Source organism: uncultured Microbulbifer sp. (genome assembly GCF_913055755.1).
Classification (GTDB): domain Bacteria; phylum Pseudomonadota; class Gammaproteobacteria; order Pseudomonadales; family Cellvibrionaceae; genus Microbulbifer.
In genome coordinates this window covers 1-16,518 of the sequence record NZ_CAJXKH010000008.1, presented here as the reverse complement: position 1 = coordinate 16,518, position 16,518 = coordinate 1, and the positions used below count along the sequence as shown (strand labels likewise).

Genomic DNA, 16,518 nt, shown 5'->3' with positions numbered 1-16,518 from the left:
CGAGGAAGTAACTGCCCATGCGCACCTGGCTGCCACTGGTCATTGTGGTTGCACTGATTTCTCTCGGGCTCTGGTTTACAGAGAGCCCGCCGAAACAGTTGCTCGGCAAGCGACCCACACAGCAACAGCACAACAAGGCCGCGGACCTGATCATCCGCGACGCCCGCACGCGGCACTACAGCCCCGAGGGCACCCTGGCCTATCGCGTGGACGCCGAACGGATTACGTTTTTCCAGTTCGCCCGTCGCGATCGCGCGGACCTGACCGAACCGCGCATGCTGTTCTACCAGGGCAAGGACTCCAAGTGGCGCACGGAATCCCGCAAGGGCGTGGCCTTCGACAATGGCCAGAAGGTGGTTTTGCAGGGGGACGTCAAGGTGACGGAACTCCCCCAGCCGGGGATCACCCTGCGCACCGCGAAGATCGTGCTGAAGCCGCGGGAGGAATTCGCCGAGACCAACAAAGTTGTTACCATTACCGACGGCGCCAACCGCACCACCGGCAAGGGCATGCGCGCCGACCTGAAACAGGACAAGGTAGAGATACTGTCTGATGTGGAAAGCAGTTATGAAACACGCTGAACGAATCCGGCCGATCCTCGCGGCACTGCTGGCCAGCCTGCTGTTCAGCCTCAACGCCCTGGCACTGCCCAACGACCGCGAGCAACCGGTCAAGGTCTCTGCCGACAACCTGGAGGCCAACCGCAGCAAAAACCTGTCGGTATACAGCGGCAACGTGGTTATTACCCAGGGCTCCCTGCAGATTCGCGCCGACCGCGTTGAGGTCCACGGCAACGCCCAGGGGGAAATCAACAGGGTGGTCGCCACCGGCAGACCGGCGCATTTCCAGCAGCAGGTTGAAGAGAGTACCAATCCGGTAAAAGCCAAAGCCAAACGCATCGAGTTTCTGGTGGGCAGCGACTCCCTGCAGCTGACCGGAGAGGCCCATGTGGACCGCGACGGCAATACCCTCTCCGCAGAACGGATCGATTACGATCTCAAAAGCGAGCAGATGAAAGCCCAGGGTCGCTCGAACAAGGAGCGGGTGGAAATGATCTGGAAACCGGAATCCAAGCCCGCGGAAAACGGCAACAACGAGCAGTAGGCCCGGTCACCAGCTGACCCGACCAGAATTGTGACGGCCGGCATCCGCCGGCCCGGATAGCGGAATTCACTATGTCGACGCTCAAAGCGTTACACCTTGCCAAGCAGTACAAAAAGCGCAAAGTCGTACAGGACGTCTCTGTCAGCGTCACCAGCGGCCAGATTGTGGGGCTACTGGGCCCCAACGGAGCCGGCAAGACCACCTGCTTTTACATGATCGCAGGACTGGTGCGCGCCGATGCCGGCCAGGTACTGATCGACAGCGAGGACATTACCGGCCTGTCCATGCACGGCCGCGCGCGCAAGGGCATTGGCTACCTGCCCCAGGAGGCCTCCGTTTTCCGCCGCCTGAGCGTCAAGGACAACATCCTGGCCATTCTCGAGACCCGCAAGGACCTCAACCGCAGCCAGCGCCTGGAACAGGTGGAAGCCCTGCTGGACGAGTTCCATATCGGCCACATCCGCGACAGCCTGGGCATGGCGCTGTCCGGTGGCGAACGGCGACGGGTGGAAATTGCCCGCGCGCTGGCCACCAACCCGGCGTTCGTGTTGCTGGACGAACCCTTTGCCGGCGTGGACCCCATCTCGGTCAACGACATCAAGCAGATTATCCGCCACCTGCGGGATCGCGGCATCGGCGTGCTCATCACCGATCACAACGTGCGCGAGACCCTGGATATCTGCGAAACCGCCTATATCGTCAGTGAAGGCCATATCATCGCCTCCGGCGCCCCGGAAGAGGTACTTGCCAACGAACAGGTACGGGATGTTTATCTGGGACACGAATTCACAATCTGACGAAATTCCGTCAGATTGTCCGCCTCTCGCTCCAGTTACCGAACAGTCATAACGCAATCCCGGGATTCCCCCTCGAGCGCCCCCAACTTTCCGGCATACTTATTGCTTGTGTTTCCGGTTTCTCCGGGGTAGGCTGCAGAAATTGAGCTTTACACCGCCGCTGCCAGCAGCTTGTATGGCAAATCGGCTATGCGCCAGAATTTTCTGCGAATACACACCCGATGAAGCAGTCTCTCCAGTTAAAACTCGGCACGCAACTCACCATGACGCCACAGCTGCAACAGGCCATTCGCCTGCTGCAACTGTCTACGCTGGACCTGCAACAGGAAATCCAGTCGGCGCTCGACAGCAACCCGCTGCTGGAAGCGGACTTCGATGATCACGCCAACGAAACCCACCAGGACCAGAACACCCCCCGCGAGCAGGCGGACACCCGGGACACCAGTTCCGCGTCCGAGCCCGCCGCCGACAGCGACTGGAGCAGCGAGATCCCCGATGACCTGCCGGTAGACACCCGCTGGGACGACATCTACACCAACACCAGCTACTCCGGCGGCGAGGGAGAGGACTTCGCCCTCGAGCAGCGCAATGCGGCGTCCGAGAGCCTGCAGGACCACCTGCTGTGGCAGCTGAACCTGACCCCGCTGTCCGCGGAAGACAAATTTATCGGCGAAGCGCTGATTGATGCCATTGCCCCCAACGGCTTTCTCGATACCGCGCTGGAAGACCTGGCCAGTGGATTGAAAGCCGAAACCGACGAGGTGCTGGCGGTACTGAAGACCATCCAGCAGTTTGAACCGGTGGGCTGCGGCGCCCGCGACCTGCGCGAAAGCCTGCTGCTGCAATTGCGCCAGCTGCCGGAACACACCCCCTGGCTGCCCCAGGCCCTGACCGTGGTGGGCCAGCACCTGGACCTGCTGGGCAAGCGCGACTTCCGCCAGCTGAGCCGGCGCACACGGCTCAGCGAGGCGCAACTGGGCGAGGTCATGCGCCTGATCCAGACGCTTACCCCCTATCCGGGAGAGGCCTTTGGCGGTGAGGAGCCCCAGTACGTGGTGCCGGACGTCATCGTCAGCCGCAAGCAACAGCGCTGGGTCGTGGAGCTGAACCCGGAAACCACCCCCAAACTGCGCATCAATGACAGCTACGCCTCGCTGATCAAGCGCGCGGACAATTCCAGTGAAAACAACTACCTGCGGGACAACCTGCAGGAGGCACGCTGGTTCCTGAAAAGCCTGCAGAGCCGCCACGAGACCCTGCTGAAAGTGGCGAGCTGCATCGTCGAGAAGCAGCAGGGCTTTTTCGAGCAGGGACCGGAAGCCATGAAACCCATGGTGCTGGCCAACATCGCCGAATCCATCGGCATGCATGAATCCACCATTTCCCGGGTCACCACCCAGAAGTACATGCTCACCCCCAGGGGCGTATTCGAGCTCAAATACTTTTTCTCCAGCCACGTGAGCACCGACTCCGGCGAAGACGCGTCCTCCACCGCCATCCGCGCCCTGATTCGCAAGCTCATCGACGGCGAACAGCCCCGCAAGCCCCTGTCCGACAACAAGATCACCCAGGAGCTCGACAAGCAGGGGATCAAGGTCGCCAGGCGCACGGTTGCCAAGTACCGGGAGTCCCTGGGTATCCCCTCCTCCAGCGAAAGGAAGCGACTGGTATAGCCAATCCAGTCATATTGTTCCAGTGCCGGCGGCCGCAACCCCTCGCTGTCGCCTGCTTTCGCCTAGAATCTATACAACCGACGCTCAATCTTTGAGTGTATCCTTCCATTCTGGCCCACTTCCTAGTAGGGTTGCCGCCCTGAAAAGGGGGTGCGGCCGTTGTGTTGTACCTGATGAGGAGAAATCCATGCCGATTAATATCAGTGGTCATCACGTAGACGTTACCCCGGCCATTCGCGATTACTGCCTGAACAAACTGGAAAAGCTCTCCCGCCACCATGACCTGATTACCAATACCGAGGTCATCCTATCCGTCGAGAAACTCATCCAGAAGGCCGAAGCCCGTGTACACGTGAACGGCAAGGATGTTTTTGCGGACTCGGAATCGGAAGACATGTACGCCGCGATTGATTCGCTGACCGACAAACTGGACCGGCAGCTCCTCAAACACAAAGAGAAGTTACGCAGTCACCGCTAGATCGCCAGCAAAATATGACATTGGAAGCCTTACTTTCTCCCCGCCTGAGTCTTTGTCACGTGGCGGGGAGTAGCAAAAAAAAATTATTACTGAACATCGCCCAGGCGATCTCAGAACAGTATCCGGAACTGGACTCCGACACCGTATTCAGCCAGCTGGTGGCCCGGGAACGACTGGGCTCCACCGGCATCGGCGAAGGGGTTGCCATCCCCCATTGTCGCCTGCCCGGATGCGACCGCCCCATCGGCGTCCTGTGTACCACGTCACCGGCCGTGGATTTCGACGCCATTGACCGCCAGCCGGTAGACCTGCTGTTTGCGCTGCTGGTGCCGGAAGACTCCGACCAGGAACACCTGGACACCCTGGCGGAAATCGCCGCCCTGTTCAGCGACAGCCGGGTGCGCGACAAATTGCGGGACGCGTCCACCAGCGACGAGCTCTACGCACTGGCCATCAACAGCGCCGCCGCGGCATAATGTACGCATTCGTGCCGCCCGCAAACTGCGATGCGGCGCCCTCCTCAGGCAGCAAGGAGCGCTTGATTTATGCGTCTGGTCATCATCAGTGGTCGCTCGGGCTCGGGTAAAAGCTCTGCATTGCAACTGCTGGAAGATGTGGGCTTCAACTGCATCGACAACCTCCCCGCCAGCCTGCTTCCGGAACTGATCCGGCGGGTTTCGGACCAGCCCCCGACGGAAAACACCCAGCTCGCCCTCGGTATCGACGCGCGCAACCTGTGGCACGACGTGCGCCAGGCCCCCTCGGTCATCCGCGAAATGCGCGACAGCGGCATAGAGTGCGACGTGGTCTACCTGGACGCCCGCTCTCCGATACTGATACAGCGATTCAGCGAAACCCGCCGCAAGCACCCCCTGAGCGACAGCCACACCCACCTGCGGGAAGCCCTCAACCAGGAAAAAGAACTGCTGGCGCCACTGGCGTCAATGGCGGACCTGGTGATCGACACCAGCAGCCTCAGTCTCCACCAGCTGCGGGACCAGATCAAATCGCGGGTGGTGGGCAGGGACTCCCCGGGCATGGCAATCCTGTTCCAGTCCTTCGGGTTCAAGCACGGCGTGCCGGTGGACGCCGACCTGGTGTTTGACCTGCGCTGCCTGCCCAACCCCTACTGGGTTGCGGAACTGCGCAATATGACCGGCCTGGACCCGGAAGTGGGAGAATTCCTGCGCACGCACAAAGAGACCGAGGAAATGCAGCGGGACATCACCCATTTTCTCGAGCGCTGGCTGCCCTCCTACCAGCAGAGCAACCGCAGCTACACCTGTGTCGCCATCGGTTGCACCGGCGGCCGCCACCGCTCGGTCTATATGGTGGAGCAACTGGCCAAAACCTTTGCCAGCCAGTTTGAAAATATTCAGATTCGCCACCGCGAACAACAGAAGTAACCTCTTTCAAATTCAAGAACCGCCCATGCAGAAGAGCCGTATCACCATCATCAACAAGCTGGGGCTGCACGCCCGCGCCGCCAGCAAATTTGCCCAGACCAGCGCCCGTTTTTCCTCGGATGTGAAAGTGGTTTGCGATGGTAAAACGGTAGATGGTAAAAGCGTCATGGCACTGATGCTGCTGGCCGCCGGCAAGGGCGTGGAACTGGAGCTGGAAGTCTGTGGCCGCGATGAAGAAGCGGCGCACACTGCCATTTGTGAACTGATCAACGACCGCTTCGGCGAAGGCGAATAACCCGGGCCGAGCGCCCCTGCCACTGGCAATATCCCCACCATCCCCGGCCCGCTATAATGCGCGCACCCCGCACAGACCGACGTTGCAGGAACCTCCGTGCCCAACAGCCCTCAATCCGACATCAAGTTCCGCGCCCAGAACCGGCTGGCGGAGCTGTTCGCGGCCCTGGACAGCGGCACCGGGCGCGAAGTGCAGCGCATGCTGCACACCCTGTCCCCACAGAGCATCGCGCAATTGCTGGAAAGCTCGCCGCCGCGGATCCGCCAGGTACTGTGGAAGCTGATCGACAGCGAGATCGAGGGCGAGGTCCTGCAGGAGCTGACCGACGACGTCCAGAGCCAGATCCTCTCCACCATGGACACCGAAGAAATGGTGGCGGTGATGGAGGGGCTCGACGCGGACGACGTGGCCGATATCCTGCAGCAACTGCCGGACCGGGTGATGGCGGAAGTGCTCTCGGCGATGAGCGAGCGCGACCGGCTGCGGGTGGAGCGGGTACTCTCCTACGACGAGGAAACCGCCGGCGGCCTGATGGATACGGATACCGTATCGGTGCGCCCCAACCTCACCCTGGACGTGGTACTGCGCTACCTGCGCCGGCACGAACAGCTACCGGAATCCACCGACAACCTGTTTGTGGTCAACCGCCAGGACAAGTTTATCGGCCTGCTGCCGCTGACCCGGCTGCTGACTACGGATCCGTCCGCCACCGTGCGCGAGGTCATGCAGACCGACGTGGACGCGATCCCCGCGGACATGCCGGACGACGAGGTGGCACGGCTGTTCGCCAAATACGACTGGATTACCGCCCCGGTGGTGGACGAAGACAACCGCCTGCTGGGGCGGATCACCATTGACGACGTGGTGGATGTTATCCGCGAGGACGCCGATCACTCGCTGATGAGCCTCGCCGGCCTGGACGAGGAAGAGGATACCTTTGCCACGGTGCGGCGCACCGCGCCGCGGCGCGCGGTGTGGCTGGGCATCAACCTGCTGACCGCACTGCTGGCGTCCTGGGTCATCAACCTGTTCCAGGGCACCATCGACAAGGTAGTGGCGCTGGCGGTGCTGATGCCGATTGTCGCCAGCATGGGTGGTGTGGCCGGCAGCCAGACCCTGACCGTGGTGATCCGCGGCATGGCCCTGGGCCAGATCGGTCGCAGCAACCTGAGCTGGCTGCTGTCGCGGGAGCTGGGCTCCGGCGCCCTCAACGCCATATTGTGGTCAGCGGTAATGGGCGGCATCGCCGCACTGTGGTTCGGTGACAACCGCATCGCGATCATCATCATTGCCGCCATGGTCATCAACCTGATCACCGCGGCACTGGCCGGGGCGGTACTGCCGGTATTGCTGCGGGCCATGCGCATCGACCCCGCACTGGCCGGCGGCGTGGCCCTGACTACGGTTACCGATGTTGTGGGCTTTATGTCTTTTCTCGGCCTCGCGACCTGGTTTTTTGCCGGCTAGCCTCTACTAAATCACGCAGATCTTGCACGTATATATTGAGAGAGTTCATGGGACATTCTGACGATTTCGACGAGTTTGAAGGCTTTGACGACGAGCCCAAAAGCAAGACCCAGGTCAAAAAGGAAATGCACGAGCTGCAGGACCTGGGTAAACAATTGACGGAACTGAGCCCGGCTAAACTCGCCGAGGTTCCGCTGGATGCGGACCTGCGCGAGGCAATCGACACCCTGCACCGCATCAAGTCGAACGAGGCCCGCCGGCGCCAGTTGCAGTACATCGGCAAGCTGATGCGCGGTGCCGATGCGGAGGCCATTGAAGCGGTACTGAACAGGCACAAGGAGCAGGACCACCTGCACCTGCGCTTTGATCGCATGGCGGAAGACTGGCGCCAGCGCCTGCTGGAAGGGGGCAAAGAAGCCCAGAGTGAATTTTTCAGTGCCCACCCGACTGTGGATCACCAGGAACTGCGCGCACTGATCCGCGCTTCCGGCAAGGAAATCGCCAACAAGAAGCCGCCCACCAACCAGCGCAAGCTGTTCCGCTATCTGCGGGATTTCTTTATGCAGGAACAATAATCAGGGGAGCTGCGGCAGCGGTATCGCCGGTGCCGCAGCGGGCACAGCTTCTACTCGGCACTGGTTTCCGCGTGCCACTCGAACAGGTTCATCTCGATAAAGAAGAAGGCCACCAGCCACAGGAAGGCATCCCAGAAATCCAGGAAGCTGCCGTTGATTCCCCAGTAAATGGCACAAATCAGCAGGGTGAAGTACAACAGGCCCTTGATCACCGAGGAATAGCGCATGATCGAGTTGGAAAGCTCGTGGCGCAGCTGCAGCCATACATCGAATGAGAGGATCGCAACCACCATCAGCCAGGCGCCGGCATTGATCACATCCACCCAGGACAGCCACTGGATTTCGCGCCACACCGTCGCCGCCCCGACAATCTGGGCATCCGCCAGGCGCAGCAGGTGGGCATCCGCCAGCGAACCGCAGTTGGCCGCAGTCAGCGCCACATAATCGTCCTGCTCCAGCACCATCGACCAGCCACCGCTACTGGCCAGGTCACAGGCGGAAGCCGCCGCCGGCAGCAGATGACTGAGCGAGACCATCTCCGAGACATAGCCGTAGAACGAGTAGACAATAAACACATAGCAGAACGCGGATATGCCATTCAGCACCCACTTGGTGCTGCCCTTCAGCTTCTCGTCCGAGAGCCCCCAGGTTTCCAGCTCGAACACCAGTAGCAGCAACACCCAGGCCAGGGTATCGATGGAGTCGTTGTAGGCTTCAATGATCTTTCCGAAGCTCACACCGTCGGCAAAAACGGTGCCCGCGGCAGCCTGGTTTTCGACAAAGAAGGCGTACACGTTATAGCTGAGCAGGCAATAGACGGCGTACTTGAAAAGGCGGAACAACCCGTAGCGGGTAATGGACAATCCGGCCAAAGAAACCACCTCGGACATCGGCGACAACCTCTAGTAGTAGTAATTATTACTTATTGTTCGTGTTGCTAATGCCGCCAATATCGAATAATTATTCAGTTTTTTCAAGGCTCGACGGAGCTTTTGACGCCATCCTGCCGCGAAAGCCGGAACCTGTCACAGCCTCGCGCTCGCCGGACTCCCGCCCTCGATCCCGCAACGGTCCTGCGACAGCCACTCAGACCTCACCGGTTCCCGGTTGCGTGCCACCCGGCGCCAGGTCCTGCCGCAGGGGCCCGGTCGCAGGTAGCGGCTCCAGCGGTTCGCCGGAAGATTCCGGGCCTTCCGGTTGCAGCTGAGCCTGCCCGGGGGCGGATTCGGCGTGCTGGGCACTTTGCTGCTGCCGGTTCTGTTGCCGGCGCCTGGCGCTCTCCGCCACCGCGCTCTGCCCTTCGCGACCGGCGGCGCCGTCGTCGAACAGCTTGTCGAAGCGCACTTCCGGATCGGACCACTCACCGTTGATGCGGTAACTGACGCTGGCGACCCGGTCCACCTGCTTCTTGAACACCTTGCTGATCAGGTAGACCCCCGCCGCCGCCGGCAGGCCGCCAGCGAGGGCAGCGACGAACGCCAGGTTGTTGCCCACCGGCAGGGTTGCCACCAGGGTGAGGTTCAGGTCCTCGCGCTTGATGTTCACGCGCCCGGCCATCTGCAGTTCACTGGTGGGCCCCTCCACCTGGATCGGCACCGCGATCAGCAGCTCGCCGTCGCCCTCGAAATACACCTCCCCGTGCACCCGGTCGAAGGTAAGGCCACTCTGCACCAGGTCGGAGAAATCCAGCCGCAGACGCCGCGCCCAGGTGTCAAAGTTGAACAGCGACAGCAACCGCAGCAGCGAGGTGCCAGCGTTGTCACTGGCGCGCAGGAAGCGCCCCTGGCGGATATCGATGCGAATCTCGCCGGACAATCCGTCGGCACTTGCATTGGCCGGCGAGCCATCCCAGCGCAGCGCGGTGTCGAAGCTGGCACTGGTGCTCTCGATCACTGCTTCCTGTCCCCAGGCCTGCAGTACCTGCCCCAGGTTGCCGCCGCTCAGGCGGCCGATAAACTGGGAGGATTCCCTGCCCTGCTCGTTCCGCATCCACATCAGCTGTGCGCCGAGGCGGTTCTCCCCTTCGCCGCGACCTTCGATCTGCACACCGCGCAGGCTGCCGCGAATGTCACTGACTACCAGGCGCTCCGGCGACGGGCGCAACTGGAAAGACCAGGGCCCCATGGACTCCTCACCGACCTGCAGGTTTTGCGTCTTGAAGTCGACCTGTGGCAACCCGGCGAAATCGAACCCGCGCCAGCGGTCAAGCGGACTTTGGGCCGCAACTTCAGCCTCGGACTCAGCGCCCTCGGGAACCGCATCTTCCGCTGTTGCCATTGCCGGCAGGCGCAGATGCCTGAGGTTGAGCTGCAGTGGGGTCGCGGCATCCAGAATACCGGTCACCGCGCCGGCCGCGGTTTCGCTGTCAAACTCCAGCTGCCAGTCCGCCCCCAGACCGCGACCGCGTACGTGGATATTCTCGATCTGCACACTATCCGACAGATTCAGGCTGTCGGTACTGAGATCCAGGGTCACCGCCATGGGCGGTTCATCCGCCTGCGCCGATTGCGACGGCACGGCGCCGCGATCGACACTGCCGTCCCCGCGCGGCTGTTCGCCATAGATCGCCAGTGCCTGCTTCCACGGCTGCAGTTCGATTACCGACAGGTCGCCAATAATTGAAACCCCTGGTGCCTTGGGCAATTTGGCCTGGGCGTTCAGGGCGATGGATGCCCGCTCCAGCCGGTTACCCACCTGCCAGAACTGTCCCTGCAGGTGCTCGCCATAACTCAGGTGATAGAGGTTGCCCTGCTCGCCAATGGGCACCCGCAGCACAAAACGGGATTCCTCTTCCGCCGTCTTGCCCAGCGGCACCGGCAGGTCTACCGCCACTCCCTTGAGGTCGGAATTGATTTCCAGTACCGCAGCATAGGGTTTGGCCTTGGCTCTGGCGGGAATAGTGACCAGGGCCGAGTAGTCCAGCGCCCCATTCAGCCAGGTGAGCTCCGGACGCCCACTCCAGTGGCCGATATCCTCGGCCCGCGCCGCCCCCTCCACCACGACCTGGGTGTCGCGCTCATCCCCTTGCCCCAAGTGTTGAATGCGGGCCTTGAGGGGCTGATTCCACAGGCGCCCCGTGAGCGCGGTTCCGGTCAGGCCGGCATCGCTGCTGTAATGCACTTCACCGTTCAGCGACTGGAATTCCAATCTGAGGTTTTCCAGTGCCAGTTGCGCCTCACTCAGGGATAGATCCACCTGCTGCTGCGGCGCTATTGCCGCACCGCCGAGCCCCTGGGTCAGGCGCAGTTCGCCGTCAAGGCGCCCGCCCAGGGCCCAGTCGTCAAACGCACTTCCCAGTTGCTCGCGCAGCGGGGACTCCCGCAGCAGGCGCAGGCCATCCGCGGCGGGGCCGGACAGGTCGGCACGCACATCCAGCCGCGAACCCCGCTGCTGCGGCGCGACGGTGACCCGCAGAGCACTGGCATCGATATTCCACAGCCGCGCCCGGGGCGCATTGACCACTACCTCGGCATCGTTGATCGCGAGATGGCCGTCGATCTGCCTGGCCCGGGGCCACCCGGGGGCGTAGTCGAGGTCACTGTCTTCAAAATCCGCCTGCAGCTGCACCGTCTGCCGCCCCGGGTGGCTGCCCAGTGCCAGCAGTTCGGTATCCTCGCCCTCTTTGTATCCGTATCCGCGATACACGAAGCCCGCAGAGCGGATATGGCCGCGGTTGTTGGCGCCGATGCCCTGATTCAGCCAGTTGCGCAGGTCGTCGCTGACCACCGTCGGCACCAGGTTGCGCTGCTCCGCAACCGCCACATCCTCAAGCCCCAGGGCGAGAGTGAAATCCGATGGGCGGGTATGGGGAACCAGCGGAAGCTGCAGCAGGAACTGGCCACCAAATTTGCCCTTGTCCGACTGCAGTGCCAGCGGGCCGGAGTACACCGACACCTCGTTGTGGGCCGCATCCAGCGACCAGGCCACGGTGCCGCGCGCGCTGGCGAACTGGAACGGCTGGTCGTAGAGCAGCGGGAAATGCGCACTGAAGCCGGCCGGGCTGTCGAGCTCGACGCGCCCGCCCTTGCCATCCAGGGCGAGATAACCGTTTACACCACTGACCGCGGGCGCCCCGCGGTGGGCGCCGGCGGCAACTTGGTGCAGGTTGGCGGCCAGGGTCAGCTCGCCATCCGGGCGGCGCGCCAGGCGCACGTTGCGCAGCTGCCCCTCGGGCTCCAGCGCTTCCAGCCACTCGTCCGCCTTTTCCGGTACCAGTTCCAGCACTCGCAACACCTGGTGCCAGGCCTTGAGTTCGATCTGATCCAGCGCCAGCTGGGCGCCGGTCTCCCGGTCACCGCCCGCGCGCAGATTGAGCTCTGGAACCTCCAGTTGCTCCCAGTTCAGGCTCAACTGCTGCAATACCAGTCCCCAGGATTCTCCGGGCTGCCACTGGCCGGACAGGTTGCTGGAGAGGGACTGCAGGGAGGCCAGGGCATTGGAACCGGTGGGTGTCGGGGTTTTGGCCGTGGGTTCGCTATTCACCGCGGTAGCGCTTGTGGCAGCGGCCGCGGGAGATGATTGCTCATCCCTTTCTTCTGGCATCTGCGACAGGTTCAACTGCCCGCGCAGGCTGTATCCACTGGTGGCGTCCGACGCCAGCCACAGGCGTCCACCGGCGATCTTGCGACCGTACCAGTGGAGCTTTTCCGGTAATGGCGACAGGCGATAGAGCAGCGCGACCAGATCGCGGTCCACCAGCAGGTCGTTGAGTTGCACATAGCCGTGCAGGGTGAAATCCTCGGAATGGCGCGGGTTGCCGCGGCCCTCCAGTACCAGGCGCAGGCTCTCTTCGCCACTGTGGAGGTTTTCCATCGCCCCGCTGACGTAGGCCCTGGCGGTAAGGCGGTGAAACATCCCGCTGTTTTCCAGCAGGACCCGCGGCAGTTCCAGTTCCGCGCTCTGACCGTCCGTCAACGCCAGGCCGATGCGCGCATTTCTCACCAGCACCTTGGGGCCCAGCTGAAATATCCGCGCCGGATCCCCGATGCGCACACCACCGCTGTCCGCCTGCGCAGTGCCGGCGTTGCCGGAAATGGGGAAACCCACCACTTGCCAGCCGCCGTCGTCGCGCTGTTGCAGATCCGCAGAGAAATCGTCGACCTCGAGGTTTTTCCAGATCAGCTCGCGGTGCCACAGGCTCGCCAGCAGATCCAGGTGGAACAGCCCACGCCCCAGGTGCACCTCTTCTCCGGCCCCCATCTTCAGGCCATCCACCTGCAGCGCCACCTCCAGCGCCTGCCAGCGCAGGGAGATACCGCCGATGGAAACCGGTGCGCCCAGCCGTTGCGACAGCCAGTGCCCGATCTGCGGGCTGTAATTACCCACCTGCGGCGACAGCACACGCCCGGTCTGCACCAGGATGGCGAGCGCGATCACGATGCTCACCACCAGCAGCCAGAACTTGCGCACGCACCAGCGCAACCAGCGCATCAGGACCCACTCCCGATACTGCCGGCGCAGCGGGCAAGGTTAATGCGGTTACACCAGCACAATGTCGTACTGCTCCTGGTTGTAGATGGGCTCTACCTGAAACTGGATCGGGCGGCCGATGAACTCTTCCAGGTCCGCCACATTGGCAGACTCTTCATCCAGCAGCAGATCGATGACCACCTGACTCGCCAGTACCATAATCTTGTCGCTGTCATAGGCCCGCGCCTCGCGAATGATTTCGCGGAAAATCTCATAGCACACGGTTTCCGCGGTTTTGAGGGTACCGCGGCCGGCGCACACGGGACAGGGCTCGCACAGCATCTGGCCGAGGGATTCCCTGGTGCGTTTGCGCGTCATTTCCACCAGGCCCAGCTCGGAAACTCCGGTAATACTGTTTTTGGCGTGGTCCCGCTCGAGAGACTTTTCCAGGGTGCGCAGGACCTGGCGCTGGTGCTCCGGATCCTGCATATCGATAAAGTCGATGATGATGATACCGCCGAGGTTGCGCAGGCGCAGCTGGCGGGCAATAGCGGTCGCCGCTTCCAGATTGGTCTTGAAGATGGTCTCTTCCAGGTTGCGGTGGCCAACAAATGCACCGGTATTCACATCGATGGTGCTCATGGCCTCGGTCTGCTCGACAATCAGGTAGCCTCCGGACTTGAGGGTCACCTTGTTCTGCAGGGCCTTGCGGATCTCCTCCTCGACACCGTACAGGTCAAACAGCGGGCGTTCGCCGGGATAGTGCTCGATGCGCGGGGCGATTTCCGGCGCGTACTTGCCGGCGAACTTGGCGGCGCGGGCGTGGGCCTCGCGGGAATCGATACGGATCTTTTCCGTGTGCGGCCGCGCAAGGTCGCGCAGGGCGCGCATAAACAGCGGCAGGTCCTCGTAGATGATCGCCGGCTCCTTTTCACTCTTGATGCGCTGTTCCAGCTCACTCCAGAGTTTGTACAGGAACGGGATGTCCCGCAGCAGCTCCTCCTCGCTGACCCCTTCCGCCACGGTGCGCAGGATAAATCCGCCGTCGCCGCTGAGGCCCTCTTCCGCCAGGCGCGTCGACGCCAGGTCCACCAGGTTGCGCAACCGGTCCCGTTCGCTGTCGTCCTCGATGCGGTTGGAAATGCCGATATGGCGGGTCTGGGGCATATATACGAGATAGCGGGCAGAGACCGACAGATGGGTAGTGAGGCGCGCGCCCTTGCTGCTGATCGGGTCCTTGACCACCTGCACCACCAGCGACTGCCCCTCGCGCACCAGCGCGCGGATATCGGCGACCTCTCCCTCGCGGGATTCCATGCCCTCGTCGTCCAGCGGGGCAATATCGGACGCGTGGATAAACCCTGCACGTTCGAGGCCGATGTCTACAAATGCCGCCTGCATTCCCGGCAATACTCGTACAACCTTGCCCTTGTAGATATTGCCGACGATGCCGCGGCGGGCGCTGCGCTCCAGGTAAACCTCCTGCAGCACGCCGTTCTCCACCAGCGCCACACGGGTTTCCATCGGTGCCACGTTGATCAGTAATTCTTCGCTCACGGGCCCGTCTCTCCCAATTCTTCCCGGTTCACTGCGCCCTGCCGAGTTCACTGCGCTTGTCGAATTGCCAGTAGCCGATACCTGCGCGCTCCAGCAGCGGTGCCAGTGTTTCCAGCGGCAGCCCCACCACATTGCTGTAACTGCCTTCGATGGCGGCCACCAGCAGCGCGCCCATACCCTGGATACCGTAGCCGCCGGCCTTGTCTGCCGGCTCGCCGGTCTCCCAGTAGGCCTCGATCTGGTGGCGACTCAGGTCGCGGAAGCGCACCCGGGTCTCCGCCACCTCGCGGAAGGTGGCGGCCGCCCCGGTGAGGCATATGGCGGTCAGCACCCGGTGCTCGGCACCGGCCAGCAGGCGCATCATGCGCGCATAATCGTTGAAATCCCGCGGCTTTTCCAAAACCTGGTTTTCCGCCACCACCACAGTATCCGCACCCAGCGACCACAGATTCTCCGCGCTGCCGGCGAGGGCGCGCCCGGCGCGGGCCTTCTCTTCCGCCAGACGCAGTACATAGGACTGTGGGTCCTCGCCCGGGGCACGGGCTTCCTCCACCGCCGTGGCCGCGGTGGAAAAAGGCACCCCAACCTGCACCAGCAGCTCTGCGCGGCGGGGAGAGGCTGAAGCGAGCAGCAGTCGATTCTCAGGGTTGATCTCGGGCACGGGCAAAAAGTTACTTATGGTTATTGGCTAAAGCACACGATTATAGCGGTATCGGTCGAAAATTAACCGCAATCATTGCACCGCTTTACAGCCAGACTGCGGGCACGCCGAACCGGGGCCTGGGATGACCACCGTAACAGCTTTCCCGCGGGCCTGTCAGCGCACCCGCAGCCGGGAAGCGATGCTCTGCAACCAGGGTGTGACCACTGGCCACAACAGCGCGGTTGTCAGCGCCGGCCACAGAAAGGTCAGGCCCGGCACCGTCTTGCCCGCCAGGCTGTGCACCCAGTTTCCGAGCAACTGATTGATCCCCACCAGCACGAATACCCACATCAACTGTTGCGCCGGGTTGAAGGCGCGGGTGCGCTGGTAGGTCAGCAGACTGAAATAGGCCACCACGGACAGGGAAAGGGCGTGGGCGCCGAGGGTGGACCCGGTCACCAGGTCCTGGGCAATTCCCACCAGCCAGGCAAAGCCCACCCCCAGGCTCTGGGGCATGCGTATGGTCCAGAAGATCACCAGCAGGGCACAGAAGGCGGGGCGAAACCAGAGCCATTCGAGGGGCAGCGGCATCACTGCCAGCAGCAGCGCCACCAGAATGGTGAACAGGATAAACCAGCGGTTGTGAGCGTCCATGGCGGGATCAGCCCTGATCGACGATGACCGCCAGCACAAACCGGCTGCGGTTCATCTGCCCGCGGGGCTGGACGTCGACATCGGCGAAGGCGCGGCCGGGATCCCGGCGCACCGAAATGACCTCGCCCACCGGGTAGCCGGCGGGGAAGCGCCCGCCGAGCCCGGAGCTCAACAGCAGGTCGCCCTCGCGGATATCACTGGTATTGGCCAGGTGGCGCAACTTCAGGCGATACAGGTCGCCAGTGCCTTCGGCCACCGCGCGCACACTGTTGCGCAGCACCTGCACCGGCAGTGCATGGCTGGCGTCGGTGATCAGCAGCACGCGACTGGATATATCCCCGGCCTCGACCACCTGTCCCAAAAGACCGCTGGCGTCCATGATCGCAGTGCCCTGGCGCACCCCGTCGTTACGCCCCTTGTCGATGATCAGCACGTGCTCCAGCGGGTCCGGCGACACACC

At 62.6% G+C, this 16,518-nt stretch carries 16 protein-coding genes; 10 read left to right on the top strand and 6 right to left on the bottom strand.

What is annotated here, in order from left to right:
- Window positions 1-17: 17 nt before the first annotated feature.
- The 10 genes from lptC (at window position 18) to yjgA (ending at window position 7,795) form a co-directional block, all read left to right on the top strand.
- Window positions 18-581 carry an LPS export ABC transporter periplasmic protein LptC gene (gene lptC / locus QZ511_RS03025; protein ID WP_295798745.1) on the top strand — a complete coding sequence of 188 codons (564 nt, stop codon included), beginning with the start codon at window positions 18-20 and terminating at the stop codon, window positions 579-581.
- Window positions 568-1,104 (top strand): lipopolysaccharide transport periplasmic protein LptA, encoded by a 537-nt coding sequence (lptA, locus tag QZ511_RS03020; RefSeq protein ID WP_295798742.1) that lies wholly within the window; start codon window positions 568-570, stop codon window positions 1,102-1,104. The genes lptC and lptA overlap by 14 nt, the downstream gene beginning before the upstream one ends.
- A 71-nt stretch (window positions 1,105-1,175) precedes the next feature.
- Window positions 1,176-1,901: an LPS export ABC transporter ATP-binding protein gene (lptB, locus tag QZ511_RS03015; protein ID WP_295798738.1), complete on the top strand. Its 726-nt coding sequence runs from the start codon at window positions 1,176-1,178 to the stop codon at window positions 1,899-1,901.
- Window positions 1,902-2,122: 221 nt separating this feature from the next.
- Window positions 2,123-3,574, top strand: a complete 1,452-nt coding sequence (locus QZ511_RS03010) for an RNA polymerase factor sigma-54 (RefSeq protein WP_295798735.1) — start codon at window positions 2,123-2,125, stop codon at window positions 3,572-3,574.
- Window positions 3,575-3,761: 187 nt separating this feature from the next.
- Window positions 3,762-4,052 (top strand): ribosome-associated translation inhibitor RaiA, encoded by a 291-nt coding sequence (gene raiA, locus QZ511_RS03005; RefSeq protein ID WP_295798731.1) that lies wholly within the window; start codon window positions 3,762-3,764, stop codon window positions 4,050-4,052.
- A gap of 14 nt (window positions 4,053-4,066) precedes the next feature.
- The gene (ptsN, locus tag QZ511_RS03000; RefSeq protein WP_295798729.1) at window positions 4,067-4,528 is read left to right on the top strand and encodes a PTS IIA-like nitrogen regulatory protein PtsN; all 462 of its coding nucleotides are present in this window, start codon (window positions 4,067-4,069) and stop codon (window positions 4,526-4,528) included.
- Between the two features lie 69 nt (window positions 4,529-4,597).
- Window positions 4,598-5,458, top strand: a complete 861-nt coding sequence (gene rapZ / locus QZ511_RS02995) for an RNase adapter RapZ (protein ID WP_295798725.1) — start codon at window positions 4,598-4,600, stop codon at window positions 5,456-5,458.
- A 25-nt stretch (window positions 5,459-5,483) separates the two neighbouring features.
- Window positions 5,484-5,753 (top strand): HPr family phosphocarrier protein, encoded by a 270-nt coding sequence (locus QZ511_RS02990; protein ID WP_295798723.1) that lies wholly within the window; start codon window positions 5,484-5,486, stop codon window positions 5,751-5,753.
- Between the two features lie 120 nt (window positions 5,754-5,873).
- The gene (mgtE, locus tag QZ511_RS02985) at window positions 5,874-7,220 is read left to right on the top strand and encodes a magnesium transporter (protein ID WP_295798890.1); all 1,347 of its coding nucleotides are present in this window, start codon (window positions 5,874-5,876) and stop codon (window positions 7,218-7,220) included.
- A 47-nt stretch (window positions 7,221-7,267) separates the two neighbouring features.
- The gene (yjgA, locus tag QZ511_RS02980) at window positions 7,268-7,795 is read left to right on the top strand and encodes a ribosome biogenesis factor YjgA (protein WP_295798720.1); all 528 of its coding nucleotides are present in this window, start codon (window positions 7,268-7,270) and stop codon (window positions 7,793-7,795) included.
- A 50-nt stretch (window positions 7,796-7,845) separates the two neighbouring features.
- Here the strand turns inward: yjgA and QZ511_RS02975 are convergent, their stop codons facing one another.
- From QZ511_RS02975 to mreC, 6 genes are all read right to left on the bottom strand, one after another.
- A complete protein-coding gene (locus tag QZ511_RS02975) occupies window positions 7,846-8,676 on the bottom strand; it encodes a hypothetical protein (protein ID WP_295798886.1) in 831 nt (276 codons plus the stop codon).
- 205 nt (window positions 8,677-8,881) lie between these two features.
- Window positions 8,882-13,225 carry a YhdP family protein gene (locus tag QZ511_RS02970; protein ID WP_295798719.1) on the bottom strand — a complete coding sequence of 1,448 codons (4,344 nt, stop codon included), beginning with the start codon at window positions 13,223-13,225 and terminating at the stop codon, window positions 8,882-8,884.
- Window positions 13,226-13,273: 48 nt separating this feature from the next.
- Window positions 13,274-14,761: a ribonuclease G gene (gene rng / locus QZ511_RS02965; protein ID WP_295798716.1), complete on the bottom strand. Its 1,488-nt coding sequence runs from the start codon at window positions 14,759-14,761 to the stop codon at window positions 13,274-13,276.
- Window positions 14,762-14,789: 28 nt separating this feature from the next.
- Window positions 14,790-15,422, bottom strand: a complete 633-nt coding sequence (locus QZ511_RS02960; RefSeq protein WP_295798713.1) for a nucleoside triphosphate pyrophosphatase — start codon at window positions 15,420-15,422, stop codon at window positions 14,790-14,792.
- A gap of 156 nt (window positions 15,423-15,578) precedes the next feature.
- Window positions 15,579-16,058 (bottom strand): rod shape-determining protein MreD, encoded by a 480-nt coding sequence (gene mreD, locus QZ511_RS02955; RefSeq protein ID WP_295798712.1) that lies wholly within the window; start codon window positions 16,056-16,058, stop codon window positions 15,579-15,581.
- A gap of 7 nt (window positions 16,059-16,065) precedes the next feature.
- Window positions 16,066-16,518, bottom strand: a 453-nt coding sequence (mreC, locus tag QZ511_RS02950; RefSeq protein ID WP_295798708.1) for a rod shape-determining protein MreC, incomplete at its 5' end; no start/stop codon positions are given.